Genomic DNA, 14481 nt, shown 5'->3' on the forward strand with positions numbered 1-14481 from the left:
TTAGGGTCTGCGGCGTTGCTCGTCCAAGGTTGATCGGATGAGCGCTTGTGCGGCCCAGGTGGAGATCTGGGTCTGGTCATCGGGATCGAGGCCGCGGAGGTCTTGCAGCACGATCAGGGCTTCCCAGCCGACGACCATCGCGATGCCGGAGACGAGTTGCTCGAACAGGTCGTCGTCCAGTTCGGCGCGGAGGGGGTCGAGGGCGCGTTCGATCCAGGCGATCCGTCGGTAGCCCCGCTTCGGGTGCGGTGCGTCGTCGGTGGGTGCGTCGACGGTCAGCCGGATCAGCGAGCGGCCTAGCGGTAGGGAGGAAGCGGTCGCGTCGCCCAGCGCCCGGATCATCGCGTCGACCCGTGCGGCAGCGTCGCCGTGCCCGGAAGCGTCACCGGAAGCGTCACCGGAAGCCTTACGGGAAGCGACCCGAGAGGCAGGCTCGGATGCGGCGCGAGAGCCGGCCCGAGATGCAGTCCCGGAGGCGTTCTCGGATGCGGTTTCGATGGCGGTGTCGACGTCGGTTTGGGTGAGGAGGCCGAGAGTTGCGTCTAGCAACAGTTGGTCGAGGGTGGGGAAGTATTGGTAGATCGTGCGTCGTGATACGTCGGCGGCCTCGGCGATCTCGTTGACGCCCGGTGACGTCTGGCCCTGGCTGATCAGCTCGGCGGCGGCGTTCACGATCGCGGCGCGGGTCCGGCGTCGCTGGCGAACCCGGCCCGCCTCCGGTGCGGTGTCACTCACCATTTCCTCGCTTCCCCTTGACGTCCCGTCTCCGGCATGAGTATACCTGAGTGCAGTTATTGCACACCAGTGCAATAAACGGGAGGAGTGGACATGACTGGGATTTCGGCCGAGCAGCGGATCGCGCCCACAGGGGATCACCAGGTGGACGGGCCGGTCACGTTGATGAATCGGTTCGCGGTGCGTCCCGAGCGGGACGAGGCGTTCCAGGCCCTGTGGACCGAGACCAGCAAGTACTTCATGGCGCAGCCTGGATTCGTTTCGCTGCGTCTCCACCGAGCGGTCTCGTCCGACGCCGAGTACCGGTGGGTCAACGTCGCCAACTGGCAGTCGGAGGCGGACTTCCGGGCGGCCCACGGCACCGACGAGTTCCGCCGAGTGGTGACCCGGCCGGAGTGGGCCGAGTTCCCGAGCGCGCCACTCCTGTTCGAGGTCGTAACGGCAGTCGGGTAGACAGTTTAGTGTCGGGGTGTGAGCAGCTCCGAAGATGAAGCGGGTGGGGGCGAAAGCCTCCTGACAGTGCTGGTCGCGCTGTGCGCGAATCTGCTGATCGCGGTCGCGAAGACGGTGGTCGCCGTGATCACCGGGTCCGCGTCGATGGCGGCCGAGTCGGCGCACTCCTGGGCCGACACCGGCAACGAGATCTTCCTGCTGGTCGGCGAGCGGCGGGCGCAGAAGCCGGCCGACCAGCTGCATCCGCTCGGGTACGGGCGGGTCGGCTACGTCTGGTCGATGTTCGCCGCGTTCGGCCTGTTCACGGTCGGCGCGGCGGTCTCGGTCTGGCACGGCATCCAGTCGCTGCAGCACGGCGAGGCGGACAGTACGTCGTACGGCTGGGCGTACGCCGTACTCGGGGTCTCGTTCGTGCTCGAGGGGATCTCGTTCACGCAGGCGATGCGGCAGACCAAAGCCGGCGCGATCGAGCGGATGCTGCGCCCGTGGCGGTACGTGCGGGTCACCTCGAACCCGGTGCTACGGGCGGTTTTCGTCGAGGACCTTTCCGCGCTGATCGGCATCCTGATCGCCGCCCTCGCGATCCTGATGCACCAGCTCACCGGCAACGCGGCCTGGGACGCGGTGGGGTCGATCGTGGTCGGCATCCTGCTCGGCGTGGTCGCGTTGTTCCTGATCAGCCGGAACATGGACTTCCTGACCGGCGAGGCAGTGACCCCGCTCGCGCGGAACAGGGTGCTCCGCGCGCTGCTCGAGCACAAGGACATCGAGCGGATCACGTTCCTGCACATGGAGTGGGTCGGCGCCGACCGGATCTTCCTGGTCGCCGCGGTCGACGTCACCGGCAACGAGTCCGAATCCGAGGTCGCCACCCGGCTGTACGCGATCGAGGACGCGCTCAACGCCCGCAAGGAGATCCAGCAGGCGATCCTCACGCTCTCGCGCCCCGGCGACGCCACCAGCCTGCAGCCGGGTGAGCTACCCGATTGGTACGTCGACCCCGCCTAGGGCACGTTGGCGAGGAAGCGCGCGCGGTCCACCACGACGCGTTCCAGCTCACCGTCCGCGATCAGCTGACCTGCGGAGTTGGTGGCCCGGACCCGGAACAGCAGTTGGCGACCGTCCACAACAGGGTCGTCCGCAACGATGTCCACGGTGTCGCCGACCCGGGTCGGCAAGCGGTGGCGGATGCGGACCGCCGTACCGACGGAGGTCTGGCCGGAGCCGAGCAGGCGCAGGGCGAGTTGGGCGGTCGTGTACTCGAGCCAGGTCAGCAGGCGCGGCGTGGCGAGGACCTCGACGTCCCCGCTGCCGACGGCTAGTGCGGTATCGGCGGGTGTCACTTCATGGCGCACGGCAAGCTGCCCTTTCCTGGCCGGTCGGGAGGTGTACGCTCCCGCCCGTGGAGCCCGTACACGTTGCAGTTTCTGCGTTGGCTGCATTGTTGCCGATCACGAATCCGATCGGCGCGCTGGCCGCCTTCGCGGGAATGACAGAGGGCGTGGATCGCGCCGCGATGAGGCGTCAGGCGGTCATGACCGGGGTCTACGTGCTTGCGATCCTGGCCGTGTTCGCCCTGCTCGGCACGCTTGTCCTGGAAGGGCTCGGCATCGGCCTGCCCGCGCTCCAGATCGCCGGCGGCCTGGTCGTCGCGCACTCCGGGTTCGGGATGATCGTGGCTCGCCAGACGCTGACCGACGACGAGAAGACGCACGGCGTGGCGAAGCCGGACGTGTCGTTCTCGCCGATGGCGCTGCCTTTGATCGCCGGGCCGGGCGCGATCGGAGTGGTGATCGCGCTGACGGCACGCCACCCCGGGATCGTCAACCGGCTGAGTGTGATCATCGCCGCGGCGGTCCTGGCCGGTCTCGTGGCGGTCATGCTGCGGTTCGGTACGCCGTTGGTCGACAAGCTCGGCCCGACCGGACTCGGCGCCCTCAGCCGGATCATCGGCTTCCTGACCCTGGCGATCGGCGTCGAGCTCGTGACGCACGGCGTACTCGCCGTGAAGTAATTCGCATTAGCACCGATTTCGGTGCGAGGCTGGTGTCATGACGATCGAGTACGACCGGCTTCAGGACGACGTGGCGCGTGGCTGGAACACCTGGGACACCCGCAGTGTGCTCACCCAGGTCCTGCTCCCGGACGCGCTCGGCCTCTCCTTCGGACTGAAGGAGTACTACCGCGGTACGTCGTTGCGTACCGCGCAGATCGGCCGCCGGACCGAGGGCGCCGAGACCGTGACGCTCGGCCCGCACGCGTACGACGGCAGCTACACCGAGACCGTGCTCAGCTGGGCCGGCATCACGATCCGAGTGCAGACCGCGCACGCCGGCGAGGACCTGGTGGTGCTGGTGACGCCGACGGCCAACCAGCCGAAGAGCGCACTGCTGACGGTCGGTGTCAGCTACCTGTGGAACCGCCCCGGAACAGTCGTCCGCGAAGCGGACCGGATCCGTGCAACAGCTGAGCGCACAGTCGAGGTCTACGCGACGACGCCGCACGTGGACGATCCGTACTGCGACGTCGACGGCCCGTACCTCGCCCTCGACCTCTCCCAAGCGGTCGGCATCAGCACCGGACGCCCACGGACCCTCGCGGAGATCGCCGAGCTGATCGCAACCAAGGCCACCCCGGCGGCGGAGCACCAGGAGATCGTCCGCGACTCGATCTCCTGGAACACCATCTACGAGCCGTCGAAGTCGCGCGTCATCACCGGCGTCAGCCGGCTGTGGAACGTCGGCAAGCGTGGCGGCTACGCGCTGTTCTGCTGGGACGCGTTCTTCAACGCCCTGCTCGCGGCGCCGAACAGCAAGGCCGTCGCCTACTTCAACGTCGTCGAGATGCTCCGCGCCGTCACCCCGGAAGGCTTCGTCCCGAACGTCGAGCAGGGCACCGGCCGCAAGACGTACGACGGCTCGCAGCCGCCGGTCGGCTCCATGACGGTTCTCGAGCTCTACCGGCGGTTCGGCGACCGCTGGTTCCTGGAGGAGTGCTTCGGGACGCTGCTGTCCTGGAACCGCTGGTGGTGGCGGGTCCGCCGTGACGGCGAGCTGCTCTGCGCGGGCTCGACGTACTTCGACCCGGAGTACCCGTCGCCGCAGGACATCCCGCGGATCCACCAGCACTTCGGCGCGACCTGTGAGAGCGGCTGGGACGGGCATCCCGTCTTCGATGACGTGCCGTTCGACCAGAACACGAGCCTGCTCGCCGCGCACGACGTCGGCCTCAACAGCCTGTACGCCGTCGACTGCGAGTCGCTCGCGGAGATCGCGGACATCCTCGGCGAAACGGACACCGCGGCGGAGCTGCGCATGCGGCACGACACCGTCGTGGAAGCCATGGAGACGTTGTGGGACGAGACCGCCGGCATCTATCGCAGCCGGCGAACGGACACGGGCAAGCTCACGGAGCGGTTGTCGACGATGAGCTTCTACCCGCTGCTGGTCGGCGTCCGTGCTGAGCGACGGAGCCGGATGCTGGCTGAACACCTGCTCGCCGACGACGGGTTCGGCGGCGAATGGATCCTGCCGACCTCGCCGCGGAACGAGAAGATCGAGCTCAAGGACACGTCGTACTGGGAGTTGCGCGCCTGGCCGCCGGTGAACTTCCTCGTCTACCTGGGATTGCGGCGCGCGGGGGAGAAGGACGCGGCGGCCTGGCTCGCCGAGGGCAGCGAGCGGCTGGTGCTGAAGGAGTGGCGCGAGCACCGGCACATCCACGAGAACTACTCGAGCGTGCACGGCGCTGCCTGCGACAAGCCGAACAGCGAGCCGTTCCAGACCTGGGGCGCGCTGCTCAGCCTGATCGTGCTGATGGAGCGCGGCGAGGTCACGCTGTTCGACGACGAGAGGTGGCGCGGATGAGTCTGCTGAGTGGTGTCGTCGTGCCGTTGGTGACGCCGATGTCCGCGCCGGGCGTGCCGTCCGCCGAAGCATCGGAGAAGTTGCTCAAAGCAATGGCTTCGGTCGGCGTACGCCGGTTGATGCTGCTCGGGAGCAACGGGGAAGGATCGCTGATCCCGACCGAGGCGTCCGGTGACTTCACCGCCGGAGTGGTGAAGCGCTGGCGGGATCTGGTCCCCGACGGGACGATCCTGGTCAACGTCACAGCACCCGGTACGGCGGAAGCCGAGCGGCGTACCGATGATGCTGCCGACGCGGGCGCGGATGCGATCGTGTCGAGCCCGCCGACCTTCTTCAAGCACCGTGCCGACGAGGTGGTCGCCCACTTCGCGGCCTTGAGCCGCCACGGTCTTCCGGTGATCGCCTACAACACACCTCGCTCGACGCTGCTCACTCAGGAGAGTGCGAGCGCGGCGCGGCCCTATCTCGCGGGCGTCAAGGATTCGTCAGGCGATCCGGAGATGCTGCGGTACCTGCTGTCGCTCGGGCTCGAGGTCAGCCAGGGCGACGAGCAGGGCCTGGCTGACGCCGTACGCGCTGGTGCGCACGGCATCACGCCAGGCATCGCCAACCTGGCGCCGGGGCTCGCGCTGCAGATGGTTGCCCCGGGCGCCGATCTCGATCACCTGCAGGAGCTGTCCACTGCACTGACCAAGATCCACACGGTGCGCCCCGGCGTACCGACGGTGAAGGCGCTGCTCAACACGCGCGGCCTATGCCCACCCCACTGCGCGCCGCCGCTCGCCCCCTGCACAGCCGATGAGGTCCGCCACCTGACGGACCTCATCGCACCACTGGAAGAGCACCTACTTCGTCTTGAACTTGCCTGACGGCTTGACGGTGTTGACCGGCGGGAGCTTCCACGACTTGCTCTTCGCCAGGTCGGAGAGCTCGGCCGCGGACAGGATCGGGTTCGGCCTGGTGTGGCGTTGGCCCTTCTCTGCCGGGCCGTTGTAGCTGGTGAGGTTGATGTTGCGGCCATCAGCGCGGTACAGCGTCACGAAGCGGCTGACGACGCCGTACTGCGCTTGGCGGCCGTCGGAGTACTCCGGGGACACCGGTGAGGCGTAGAGCACCGACCCGTCGGCCAGCGTGGTGCAGCCCGATCGGACAGGTACGCACGGGTTGCCCTCACCGCCGCCGGACACCATCACGTCGACACGGGCAGCCCCCTTGCCGTCGTCGACGACGTACGCCGCCCCGGCGAAGTCCCCGCCGCCCCACGTCTCGTACTTGCTCAGCTTCAACCCGCGCGCCGCCAGCAGCGACCGCAACGTAGCCAGCGTCTCCTTCGGCGTCACCGACGCGGGTGGTGTCTTGGTGGACGGATTCACGGACGGCTTGGTCAGCGGAGCCGCAACGCCGGTGTCAGCGGGGGAGCTCAACAACTGGATCCCGCCACCAATCAGGCCGGCAGTGGCCAGCACGGCACCAGCACCGCTCGCGGTGAGCAGCGCCGTACGCCGCCTCCGCTGCCGCAGCCCCTGCGTGACAGACCGCTCCAGCAGGTCGGCAGTAACCGGCTCGAGGTTCTCGGTGGCCCGGTTCATCAGGTCGGTGAGTTGGGTGTTCATGTGTTCTCCTCGGTCAGAGCGCGATCAGTTGGGCTGCACCATCACCAAGAACCGCCCGCAGACGTTCCAGAGCGCGGGCGGTGCGAGTACTGATCGCACTGGCGTTCTTACCAAGATCAAGCGCCACCTGCTCGACGCTGCGATCTTCGAAGAACCGCAGCACCAACACAGCCCGATCCAACGGCGCCAGCTCACCCAAAGCACTCTGCAACGCCACCCGCAACTCAGGATCCCCAGCCCGCTCAACCACCTCCGGCACATCCGAGGTCGGCCGCTCCGACCAGCTCTTACGCCGGCGCTGAGAGATATACGTCCGCACCATCGCTGTCCGCGCATAAGCACCGGGACTGTCAATGCGGTGCCAGGTTTTCAGCATGCTCGCAAGCGTGTCCTGTACCAGATCCTCAGCGTGATGCCGGTCCCCGGTCAGCAACCAAGCTGTCCGGTACAGCTGCGGTATCCGCGCCCGAGCAAACTCCTCGAACTCCTCAGTCGATCCCATCCGCACCCTCTCGTCGATGCCCTACCCCCAAAGACGCACCGACCAGCAGCAGAGATCACACCCAAATCAGAACACTTTGGCCAGCACCCAAACCGCAAACGCCAAGAACCCCACCACAAACGTCACAAGAACCACGACGCCATACCCGAACCAGGTACTCCCAGAACCCTTCACCCCGGCATCCTCCCAGACCCAAGAGACCGCCCGAACAAACCCAGCCACAGCCGCCGAGCGAAGCGAAGGCGCAAGGGGGTGCGGGTGGCGAAGCCCCCGCCCGCGGCAAGCGAAGCGCAGCCGCACAAAATGACGAAGCCGACCCCCGCCTGCCGCGAACGCGACAGGCAAGGGCCGGCCATCGGGTGAGTGACGGGACTCGAACCCGCGACCACCTGGACCACAACCAGGTGCTCTACCAGCTGAGCTACACCCACCATTGCCGTCTGAACCGCGACGGCTGAGCAATCATAGCGACGAACTGTCCGGACCAGAAATCGAGGTGTCAGGAGCCGGTTTGGGTGTCCTGGACGGGTGCCGCGATCAGGCTGGCGGCGGCCCGGGCGGTGCTGGAGTCGGGTCCGGGCTGCGGCACGAAGACGGTCTGCCGGTAGTACCGCAGCTCGTCGATGCTCTCGGTGATGTCGGCGAGGGCGCGGTGGTTGCCGGTCTTGGCCGGGGTCGCGTAGTACACCCGCGGGTACCACCGGCGGACCAGCTCTTTGATCGAGCTGACGTCGACGTTGCGGTAGTGCAGGTGCGATTCGACCCGGGGCATGTCGCGGACGAGGAACGTCCGGTCGGTGCCGACGGAGTTGCCGGCCAGGGCGGCCTTGCGCGGCTCTTTCACGTACGACGTGATGAAGTCGAGCACCTGCTGCTCGGCGTCGGCGAGCGGGATGCCGTTGGCGAGCTCTTCGAGCAGGCCGGACGCAGTGTGCATGTCGCGGACGAAGTCGCCCATCTGCTCGAGTGCGGCCGGTGGTGGAGCAATCACCAGGTCGATCCCGTCACCGAGCACGTTCAGTTCGTAATCGGTGACGAGCACGGCGACCTCGATCAGGGCGTCTTCCGCCAGGTCGAGGCCGGTCATCTCGCAGTCGATCCACACCAGCCGGTCGTTCATGGGCACCCACCTTACGGCGAGCCGCCGACACTGCTGCGACGGCGTGCCAGTCAGCGCGGCGCGTACCCCAGATGGATGCTGCGGACGGACAGTACGGCGAGGTCGCGGCGGCGTCCGAGGAAATACGGCCCGTCCGGGTCCAGCAACTGTTTCCAGACCGCCAGATCCTCCGCCTCGAGCCACTCCTCGTCAGCGACAACGTGCGCATGCCCGTGCCCATGTCCATGCCCGTGGCCCTCGCCGGTCATCCGCGCGATCCGCGTCCGGAACTGCTGCACCAACGTGTCCAACCGCTCTGGCGACAACGGCGCCGGCGTCTCGGTCAGCACGCTCCGCGTAGTCGCGTCGGTCAGCCCGGCCCGGGTCAGCGCCTCGGTCCAGCCGTACGGCATCGGCACGGACCCCGGGAGTGAGTCCCGCATCACCTTGAACCACCGGTCCTGCGCCAGGTCCAGCCGCAGCTCGAGTCCGGGCTCGCCGACCCCGAGATCCCACGGCAGGTGTCGCGCCGGCAGTCCGCCCTCAGCGAGCGCCAGCCGTCCGCCCGGCGCCAGCAGTGAAGCCAGTGCGTCCACAGCGGCCTGCTGGTCGGCAGCGTGATGTACCGACGCCGACGCCCAGATCAGGTCGGCCGGTGCGTCAATTGCCCGACGCAACGGCTCGGCCCCGTCGTCCATCGACGCCAGTTCACAGCGAACCAGTCCCGCGGTGTGCTCCCGCGCCTGCTCCAGTACATCGGGATCCGCGTCGACGGCGACCACGGTCGCACCAGGAAGAGCCTCCGCGAGAGCCTTGGCCATCCCACCGCCACCACAGCCGATGTCGGCGACGACCTTGTCGCCGTCCCGCACCAGACTGCGTGCCACTGCCGTGTTCCAGTCGCCTTCGCCCTCGGCGGACGCACGGAGCCGCCCGGCCTCTTCGGCCCAATCGATCTCGATCATGCCGACAGTCTGGCCCTTGCGACGGGCCCAGTCCGCCGCATGTTGCCGGACCGGCAAATGGCGCTACGGTGGCGCGATGATCGCGACCGACCGCCTGAGGATGCTCCCGCTGAAGGTCGAGTACGCCGGGGAGATGGCGAAAGTCCTGGCCGACCCCAGCCTCTACACGTTCACCGGCGGTGAGCCGCCCACCGTCGAGGCTCTCGAGGCGCGGTATGCCCGCCAACTCAAGGGTCCAGGACGTGCGGACGAGCAGTGGCTCAACTGGGTGATCCAGCACGACGACGACCTGATCGGCTATGTGCAGGCAACGATCACGAGCGGTACGGCGGAGATCGCCTGGGTCATCGGCACCGCGTGGCAGGGCCGGGGCTTTGCGAAGGAGGCAGCCCAGGGACTCGTCACCTGGCTGCAGGCACAGAACTTCGTCCGGATCATCGCGCACGTGCATCCGGATCACACTGCATCGGCCGCTGTAGCAGCGGCCGTCGGTCTCAGCCGCACCGACGTGGTCGAGGACGGCGAGTACCTGTGGAGTACCGAACGGCAGGCCCGGTGACCCGGGCCTGCCGTCAAGCAATTCAGATCGGGCGAACGTTCTCCGCCTGCAGGCCCTTCGGGCCCTGGGCGATCTCGAACTCGACCTTCTGGTTCTCGTCCAGCGAGCGGAAGCCCTGCGTCTGGATCGCCGAGTAGTGGACGAACACGTCAGCGCCGCCGTCCTCCTGGGAGATGAAGCCGAAGCCCTTCTCGCCGTTGAACCACTTCACTGTTCCCAAAGCCATGATTTTCTCCTGATACGACAAAACGCCCGGCGGATCACAAATCCGCGGGCGCTTCGAAACGAACGTGGAACTGCAAAACATCAACCGGATAGACCCTAGCACGCTGAATGGATCCTCAGCCATCCCTGATCGCGGCGCGCGTCGTACTCGTCCGGCGTACCGGACCAGACCTCAGTGCAACCGGATGTGCCGCACTCGCAGGCGAACGGGTACGGCGGTAGCTCGGCCAGCCCGATGTCCGCCTGCCACAACCGCCCCTGCCGGCACGCCGCCAGGTTCTCGTACCGGCGCTGGCGCGACAGCCTTTCACCGGCCTGCAGCCGGGGCAGCGGACCCAGCGCCGCTTCGACCGCAGCCGTGATTGCTGACCAGTCCGGCGTGGCAGACACCTCGATGACGGTGCGTCCGCGCTCGGCGGCCTCCCGGCGTACGCGATCTGCCAGTACGGCGTCCCGCGCCAGCAGGCTCTCCAGCCGGGCCCGGCCGGCCGGGTCGTCCGCCCGGGCCAGTCGCTCCTCTCGCGCCCGCCTGGTCTGTTCGGCGTCCGGAACCAGCCAGACCGCTGCAGCGACGTCGTCAGCCATCGACGGGAAGAGTTGAGGGCCTTCGACCAGCGCAGGTACGTCGCCCAGCGCGCGCTCACGCACGTCCTCGACGACCAGTTCCAGCCGCAACCGAGCGACCCGGACAAAGGCATCAGCGGCGTACTCCGGCCCCTCGGCCAGGTCTTCCACCAGCGGCCGCATCGGCGGCATCCGGTCCAGGTGTGCGTAGGTCCACAGATCGATCGGGTGCAGCGGCAGGTCACCCCGCCGCGCCAGCCCCCGAGCGATCGTCGACTTTCCCGCGCCCGGGGCGCCACCGATCCAGACCATCACCCGGCCATCCTGCCAAGCGCAGGGTCAACGCACGTACGTCGCCAGCGACGCCGCCCCGGCCGGTTGGATCGACTCGAGCCGCAGGTGCACGGGCTTGTCGGAAGGGCCGAACATCGTCTCGCCGGAGCCGACGATCGACGGCAGCGTCATCAGCCGGTACTCGTCGACCAGGTCCTCGGCCTGCAGCGCCCGGATGACGCTCAGGCTGCCGGTGACCGCGATGGTCCGCGGTTCGGACCGCACATAGTCCTTCAGTGAGCCGTTCATCAGCGTGGAGTTGGGGAAGGCAGAGAGGTCGGTCAGCGTGTGGGACGCGACCACCTTGGCCATCTTGTTCATCCGGGTGGAGAAGTCGTCGGTGCGGTTCGGCCAGAGTTGGCTGAACAGCTGCCAGGTGTCCTTGCCGAGCAGCAGCACACCCGTGTCCATCAGCTCACCCATGCGGAACTTGTCTCCGCTGTGCGTGTCCGGACCGTGCCGGAACGCCCAGCCGCCGGCCGGCGTGCCGCCGGAGCCGTCGGGGTCGGTGACGATGCCGTCGAGGCTGATGAATCCGGTGACGATGACGTGGCCCATGGTCCCTGCTCCCTGTCGTGAGTGTTGCCCGTACTTACTGCCGGGCCACCGCCGATTCATCGCTGTCCACCGAACTTTTCCGGGGGAGTGTGATCTTGACCGCATTCACGCCTCGGCCTACTGTATGCCGTATACAAACCCGGAAGGCAGGGACCCTTATGAGAGTTGCGGTTCTCGGCGCCGGCGCGATCGGTGCGTACGTCGGCGCGGCGCTGCACCGTGGCGGGACCGAGGTCCACCTGGTGGCCCGCGGTGCGCATCTGGAGGCGATCCGCTCGCACGGCGTACAGGTGCTCAGTCCACGCGGTGACTTCGAGGCCAGGACACCGGCCACCGACGACCCGGCCGAGATCGGTCCGGTCGACTATGTCTTTCTCGGGCTCAAGGCGAACTCGTACGCGAGCGCCGGCCCGCTGCTGCAGCCGCTGCTGCACGACCGCACGGTCGTCGTGGCCGCGCAGAACGGCATCCCCTGGTGGTACTTCCACGGTCTCAAGGGACCGTACGAAGGTCGCCGGATCGAATCGGTCGACCCGGACGGCTCCGTCACCCGGGTCCTCGACCTCGACCGTGCGGTCGGCTGCGTCGTCTACTGCTCGACCGAGCTGGCCGGCCCGGGCGTCGTACAGCATCTGGAAGGCACGCGCTTCTCGATCGGTGAACCCGCCGGCGGTCCGTCGCAGCGGTGTGAGGAGTTCAGTACGGCGATGGTCGCGGGCGGACTGAAGTGTCCGGTCGAGGCGGACATCCGCAACGACATCTGGATCAAGCTGCTCGGCAACGCGGCGTTCAACCCGATCAGCGCGCTCGCGCGGGCGACGATGGTGGAGATCGCCACGCATCAGGGCACCCGGCAGATGGTCCGGATGATGATGGAGGAGTCGCTCGAGATCGCCGCCGCCCTCGGCTGCCACCCGGACATCTCGGTCGACAAGCGCATCGACGGCGCCGAACGCGTCGGCGAGCACAAGACGTCGATGCTCCAGGACCTCGAGAAGGACAAACCGCTCGAGCTGGACGTCATCCTCGCCGCGGTCGTCGAGCTGGCCGACCTCACCGGCGTCAAGGCGCCCACGCTGCGCGCCGTCCATGCCGTCGCCGACCTGCTGGCGAGCAAGGTCGGCGTCTGAGCCAGGTGGGTCCGGCCTACAGCGACGCCGGATCCACCTGTTCCAGCTACAGCTCGAACGGTCCGAGGTCCGGGCCGGCGACGAAATGCGCCACGGGATCGGCCATCACGTCGAGCTCGAGTACGACGAGCTCGTTGGTGCCGGATCGCAGCAGGGGACCCGGCACGTACAACGTCTGCTGGGGGCCGCGGCGCCAGTACCGGCCGAGGTTGAATCCGTTCACCCAGGCAAACCCCTTGCCCCAAGCAACTGTCGAGAGGAAATGGTCGACCGGCTCGGCAACGTCGAAGAGCGCCCGCCACGCGGTCGGCCCAACGCCCGTGGTTCGTGACGCGGCCGGGAGGTCGTTCCACATGCTGGGGACGCTGTCGAGGTCGATCGCGCACGCGGACCAGTCGGTCAGCTCTACCCCGTCGAGCTGAACCGGGCCGATCAAGCCCTTCGGTTCGCCGATCCGTTGGCCGTAGTTGACCCGGCCCTGGTCCTCGACCAGGATCTCCAACTGTCCGCCGTGCGGCAGCATCAGCGCCCGATCGTGCCGCTCCCGGTCGAGCACTCCGACCGGTGCCCCGTCCAGGAACACATACGCGCGATCCCGCACCTCACCAACACTCAGCAACACCGCACCCTGAGCCGCCACCTCGGTCCGGAACAGCGCCAGCCGCGCGTCCAACTCATCAAGCGTCGGCATCTGGACGTGCTCGCTCCACACACCCCACGGATCAGCCAGCAACCGCAGCGGCGAGCCCAGCGCCGCCGAAGTCTCCGGCGCCGCCGTTCCTGACGCCGGGACATCGTCAGGAACGGTCGCGTAGCGGGAGATCACCTCCCGGAACGCGTGGTACTTCGACGTCGGATGCCCGGCCTCGTCCAGCGGAGCGTCATAGTCGTACGACGTGATCGTCGGCCGGTAGACGCCCTTGTCGTTGGCGCCGCTGGTCAGTCCGAAGTTCGTACCGCCGTGCAGCATGTAGATGTTGACCGAAGCGCCGGCCGCGAGCAGTGCGTCCAGTTCGGCAGCCGCCTCGGCCACGCTGGTGGTGTGGTGCGGTCCGCCCCAGTGATCGAACCACCCGTCCCAGAACTCCATGCACATCAACGGTCCGGTCGGCTGATGCCTCCGCAACGTCTCCAGCCGCTCGGCAGCCCGCGAACCGAACGACCCGGTCCGCAGTACGCCGTCCAGCCCGCCCGCCGCGAGCATCGCGTCGACAGGCTGGTCGACGGTCACCAGCGGCACGGTGATCCCAGCGCCCCGGATGAGCTCGGCCACAGCCTTCAGGTACGTCGGGTCGTCACCGAACGCGCCGTACTCGTTCTCGACCTGGACGAGCAACACCGGTCCGCCGGCGGAGACCTGCAGTGGTCGCACGATCCGGAGTACCTCGGACAGGTACTCCGAAACCGCTGCCATGAACCGCGGTTCGTACCGGCGGACTCCCAGACCCGGCTCCCGGAACAGCCAGGCCGGGAGCCCGCCGTTGTCCCACTCCGCGCAGATGTACGGGCCGGGGCGGACGATCGCGTACAGGCCGGCGGCTGCCACCTCCCGCAGGAAGCGCTCGAGGTCGAGCATCCCGGAGGTGTCGAAGGTGCCCGGCCGCGGGCTGTGCGCGTTCCACGGTACGTACGTCTCGATGGTGTTGAGCCCCATCAGGCGGGCCTTCTCGATCCGGTCGGCCCAACGGTCCGGGTTCACCCGGAAGTAGTGCAGTGCTCCGGACAGGATCCGGAAGGGCCGGCCGTCGAGAAGGAAGTCGGACTCACCGACCGAGAACTGGGTCATCCGTCGACCTCCTCTCGCCCTCACGACGTCGCCGGTCGCGCGGCGACGGTCGATGTTGATGGCAACATCGACGCGGCGACCGTAACGTGTTTA

17 protein-coding genes and 1 tRNA gene are annotated in these 14481 nt (G+C 67.8%); 7 read left to right on the forward strand and 11 right to left on the reverse strand.

Annotation, left to right across the window (positions count from 1 at the left end; translation table 11 throughout):
* Complete coding sequence (locus tag OHA10_RS22140; RefSeq protein WP_371400667.1) at window positions 1-738, reverse strand: helix-turn-helix domain-containing protein; 738 nt, start codon at window positions 736-738, stop codon at window positions 1-3.
* Window positions 739-828: 90 nt separating this feature from the next.
* Between OHA10_RS22140 and OHA10_RS22145 the strand changes: the two genes are divergently transcribed.
* Both OHA10_RS22145 and OHA10_RS22150 read left to right on the forward strand, forming a co-directional pair.
* Entirely contained in the window at window positions 829-1188 is a 360-nt protein-coding gene (locus OHA10_RS22145; RefSeq protein ID WP_371400668.1) for an antibiotic biosynthesis monooxygenase, read from the forward strand.
* Between the two features lie 18 nt (window positions 1189-1206).
* Window positions 1207-2196, forward strand: coding sequence for a cation diffusion facilitator family transporter (locus tag OHA10_RS22150; RefSeq protein WP_371400669.1), 990 nt, complete (start codon window positions 1207-1209; stop codon window positions 2194-2196).
* On the opposite strand, the gene OHA10_RS22155 is transcribed toward OHA10_RS22150, so the two are convergent.
* On the reverse strand, window positions 2193-2543 hold the full coding sequence (locus OHA10_RS22155) for a thioesterase family protein (RefSeq protein WP_371400670.1): 351 nt from the start codon (window positions 2541-2543) through the stop codon (window positions 2193-2195). The genes OHA10_RS22150 and OHA10_RS22155 overlap by 4 nt on opposite strands.
* A gap of 47 nt (window positions 2544-2590) precedes the next feature.
* Between OHA10_RS22155 and OHA10_RS22160 the strand changes: the two genes are divergently transcribed.
* Genes OHA10_RS22160 through OHA10_RS22170 form a run of 3 tightly spaced genes read left to right on the forward strand, consistent with a single transcriptional unit; the run spans window position 2591 to window position 5923 of the window.
* A complete protein-coding gene (locus OHA10_RS22160) occupies window positions 2591-3202 on the forward strand; it encodes a MarC family protein (RefSeq protein WP_371400671.1) in 612 nt (203 codons plus the stop codon).
* Window positions 3203-3239: 37 nt separating this feature from the next.
* Window positions 3240-5054 carry a trehalase family glycosidase gene (locus OHA10_RS22165; protein ID WP_371400672.1) on the forward strand — a complete coding sequence of 605 codons (1815 nt, stop codon included), beginning with the start codon at window positions 3240-3242 and terminating at the stop codon, window positions 5052-5054.
* Window positions 5051-5923: a dihydrodipicolinate synthase family protein gene (locus tag OHA10_RS22170; protein ID WP_371400673.1), complete on the forward strand. Its 873-nt coding sequence runs from the start codon at window positions 5051-5053 to the stop codon at window positions 5921-5923. The genes OHA10_RS22165 and OHA10_RS22170 overlap by 4 nt, the downstream gene beginning before the upstream one ends.
* Here the strand turns inward: OHA10_RS22170 and OHA10_RS22175 are convergent.
* From OHA10_RS22175 to OHA10_RS22195, 5 genes are all read right to left on the reverse strand, one after another.
* Window positions 5900-6667, reverse strand: coding sequence for a hypothetical protein (locus OHA10_RS22175; RefSeq protein ID WP_371400674.1), 768 nt, complete (start codon window positions 6665-6667; stop codon window positions 5900-5902). The two genes, OHA10_RS22170 and OHA10_RS22175, sit on opposite strands and share 24 nt — an antisense overlap.
* Before the next feature lie 13 nt (window positions 6668-6680).
* Entirely contained in the window at window positions 6681-7169 is a 489-nt protein-coding gene (locus OHA10_RS22180) for a SigE family RNA polymerase sigma factor (RefSeq protein ID WP_371400675.1), read from the reverse strand.
* Window positions 7170-7527: 358 nt separating this feature from the next.
* Window positions 7528-7600, reverse strand: a tRNA-His gene (locus tag OHA10_RS22185).
* 68 nt (window positions 7601-7668) lie between these two features.
* A complete protein-coding gene (gene orn, locus OHA10_RS22190) occupies window positions 7669-8289 on the reverse strand; it encodes an oligoribonuclease (RefSeq protein WP_371400676.1) in 621 nt (206 codons plus the stop codon).
* A gap of 50 nt (window positions 8290-8339) precedes the next feature.
* Complete coding sequence (locus tag OHA10_RS22195) at window positions 8340-9233, reverse strand: trans-aconitate 2-methyltransferase (protein WP_371400677.1); 894 nt, start codon at window positions 9231-9233, stop codon at window positions 8340-8342.
* Window positions 9234-9309: 76 nt separating this feature from the next.
* On the opposite strand from OHA10_RS22195, the gene OHA10_RS22200 reads away from it, so the two are divergent.
* A complete protein-coding gene (locus OHA10_RS22200; RefSeq protein ID WP_371400678.1) occupies window positions 9310-9792 on the forward strand; it encodes a GNAT family N-acetyltransferase in 483 nt (160 codons plus the stop codon).
* Window positions 9793-9814: 22 nt separating this feature from the next.
* On the opposite strand, the gene OHA10_RS22205 is transcribed toward OHA10_RS22200, so the two are convergent.
* The 3 genes from OHA10_RS22205 to OHA10_RS22215 all read right to left on the reverse strand — a co-directional run bounded on the left by OHA10_RS22205 (window position 9815) and on the right by OHA10_RS22215 (window position 11472).
* Window positions 9815-10018 (reverse strand): cold-shock protein, encoded by a 204-nt coding sequence (locus OHA10_RS22205; RefSeq protein ID WP_134096839.1) that lies wholly within the window; start codon window positions 10016-10018, stop codon window positions 9815-9817.
* A 95-nt stretch (window positions 10019-10113) separates the two neighbouring features.
* Window positions 10114-10893 carry a hypothetical protein gene (locus tag OHA10_RS22210; RefSeq protein WP_371407977.1) on the reverse strand — a complete coding sequence of 260 codons (780 nt, stop codon included), beginning with the start codon at window positions 10891-10893 and terminating at the stop codon, window positions 10114-10116.
* A 27-nt stretch (window positions 10894-10920) separates the two neighbouring features.
* Entirely contained in the window at window positions 10921-11472 is a 552-nt protein-coding gene (locus tag OHA10_RS22215) for a dihydrofolate reductase family protein (RefSeq protein ID WP_371400679.1), read from the reverse strand.
* Window positions 11473-11630: 158 nt separating this feature from the next.
* On the opposite strand from OHA10_RS22215, the gene OHA10_RS22220 reads away from it, so the two are divergent.
* On the forward strand, window positions 11631-12602 hold the full coding sequence (locus OHA10_RS22220) for a 2-dehydropantoate 2-reductase (RefSeq protein ID WP_371400680.1): 972 nt from the start codon (window positions 11631-11633) through the stop codon (window positions 12600-12602).
* Window positions 12603-12648: 46 nt separating this feature from the next.
* Here the strand turns inward: OHA10_RS22220 and OHA10_RS22225 are convergent, their stop codons facing one another.
* Window positions 12649-14388, reverse strand: coding sequence for a beta-galactosidase (locus OHA10_RS22225; protein ID WP_371400681.1), 1740 nt, complete (start codon window positions 14386-14388; stop codon window positions 12649-12651).
* Between the last annotated feature and the right edge of the window lie 93 nt (window positions 14389-14481).

This window comes from Kribbella sp. NBC_00662, assembly GCF_041430295.1.
Classification (GTDB): Bacteria; Actinomycetota; Actinomycetes; order Propionibacteriales; family Kribbellaceae; genus Kribbella.

What these genes read in the sequence shown, in the direction of transcription:
- orn (WP_371400676.1), bottom strand. Translation starts at nt 8,289, where the DNA reads ATGAACGACCGGCTGGTGTGGATCGACTGCGAGATGACCGGCCTCGAC.
- OHA10_RS22210 (WP_371407977.1), bottom strand. Translation starts at nt 10,893, where the DNA reads ATGGTCTGGATCGGTGGCGCCCCGGGCGCGGGAAAGTCGACGATCGCT.
- OHA10_RS22215 (WP_371400679.1), bottom strand. Translation starts at nt 11,472, where the DNA reads ATGGGCCACGTCATCGTCACCGGATTCATCAGCCTCGACGGCATCGTC.
- OHA10_RS22175 (WP_371400674.1), bottom strand. Translation starts at nt 6,667, where the DNA reads ATGAACACCCAACTCACCGACCTGATGAACCGGGCCACCGAGAACCTC.
- OHA10_RS22180 (WP_371400675.1), bottom strand. Translation starts at nt 7,169, where the DNA reads ATGGGATCGACTGAGGAGTTCGAGGAGTTTGCTCGGGCGCGGATACCG.
- OHA10_RS22200 (WP_371400678.1), top strand. Translation starts at nt 9,310, where the DNA reads ATGATCGCGACCGACCGCCTGAGGATGCTCCCGCTGAAGGTCGAGTAC.
- OHA10_RS22170 (WP_371400673.1), top strand. Translation starts at nt 5,051, where the DNA reads ATGAGTCTGCTGAGTGGTGTCGTCGTGCCGTTGGTGACGCCGATGTCC.
- OHA10_RS22165 (WP_371400672.1), top strand. Translation starts at nt 3,240, where the DNA reads ATGACGATCGAGTACGACCGGCTTCAGGACGACGTGGCGCGTGGCTGG.
- OHA10_RS22145 (WP_371400668.1), top strand. Translation starts at nt 829, where the DNA reads ATGACTGGGATTTCGGCCGAGCAGCGGATCGCGCCCACAGGGGATCAC.
- OHA10_RS22220 (WP_371400680.1), top strand. Translation starts at nt 11,631, where the DNA reads ATGAGAGTTGCGGTTCTCGGCGCCGGCGCGATCGGTGCGTACGTCGGC.
- OHA10_RS22140 (WP_371400667.1), bottom strand. Translation starts at nt 738, where the DNA reads ATGGTGAGTGACACCGCACCGGAGGCGGGCCGGGTTCGCCAGCGACGC.
- OHA10_RS22205 (WP_134096839.1), bottom strand. Translation starts at nt 10,018, where the DNA reads ATGGCTTTGGGAACAGTGAAGTGGTTCAACGGCGAGAAGGGCTTCGGC.
- OHA10_RS22225 (WP_371400681.1), bottom strand. Translation starts at nt 14,388, where the DNA reads ATGACCCAGTTCTCGGTCGGTGAGTCCGACTTCCTTCTCGACGGCCGG.
- OHA10_RS22195 (WP_371400677.1), bottom strand. Translation starts at nt 9,233, where the DNA reads ATGATCGAGATCGATTGGGCCGAAGAGGCCGGGCGGCTCCGTGCGTCC.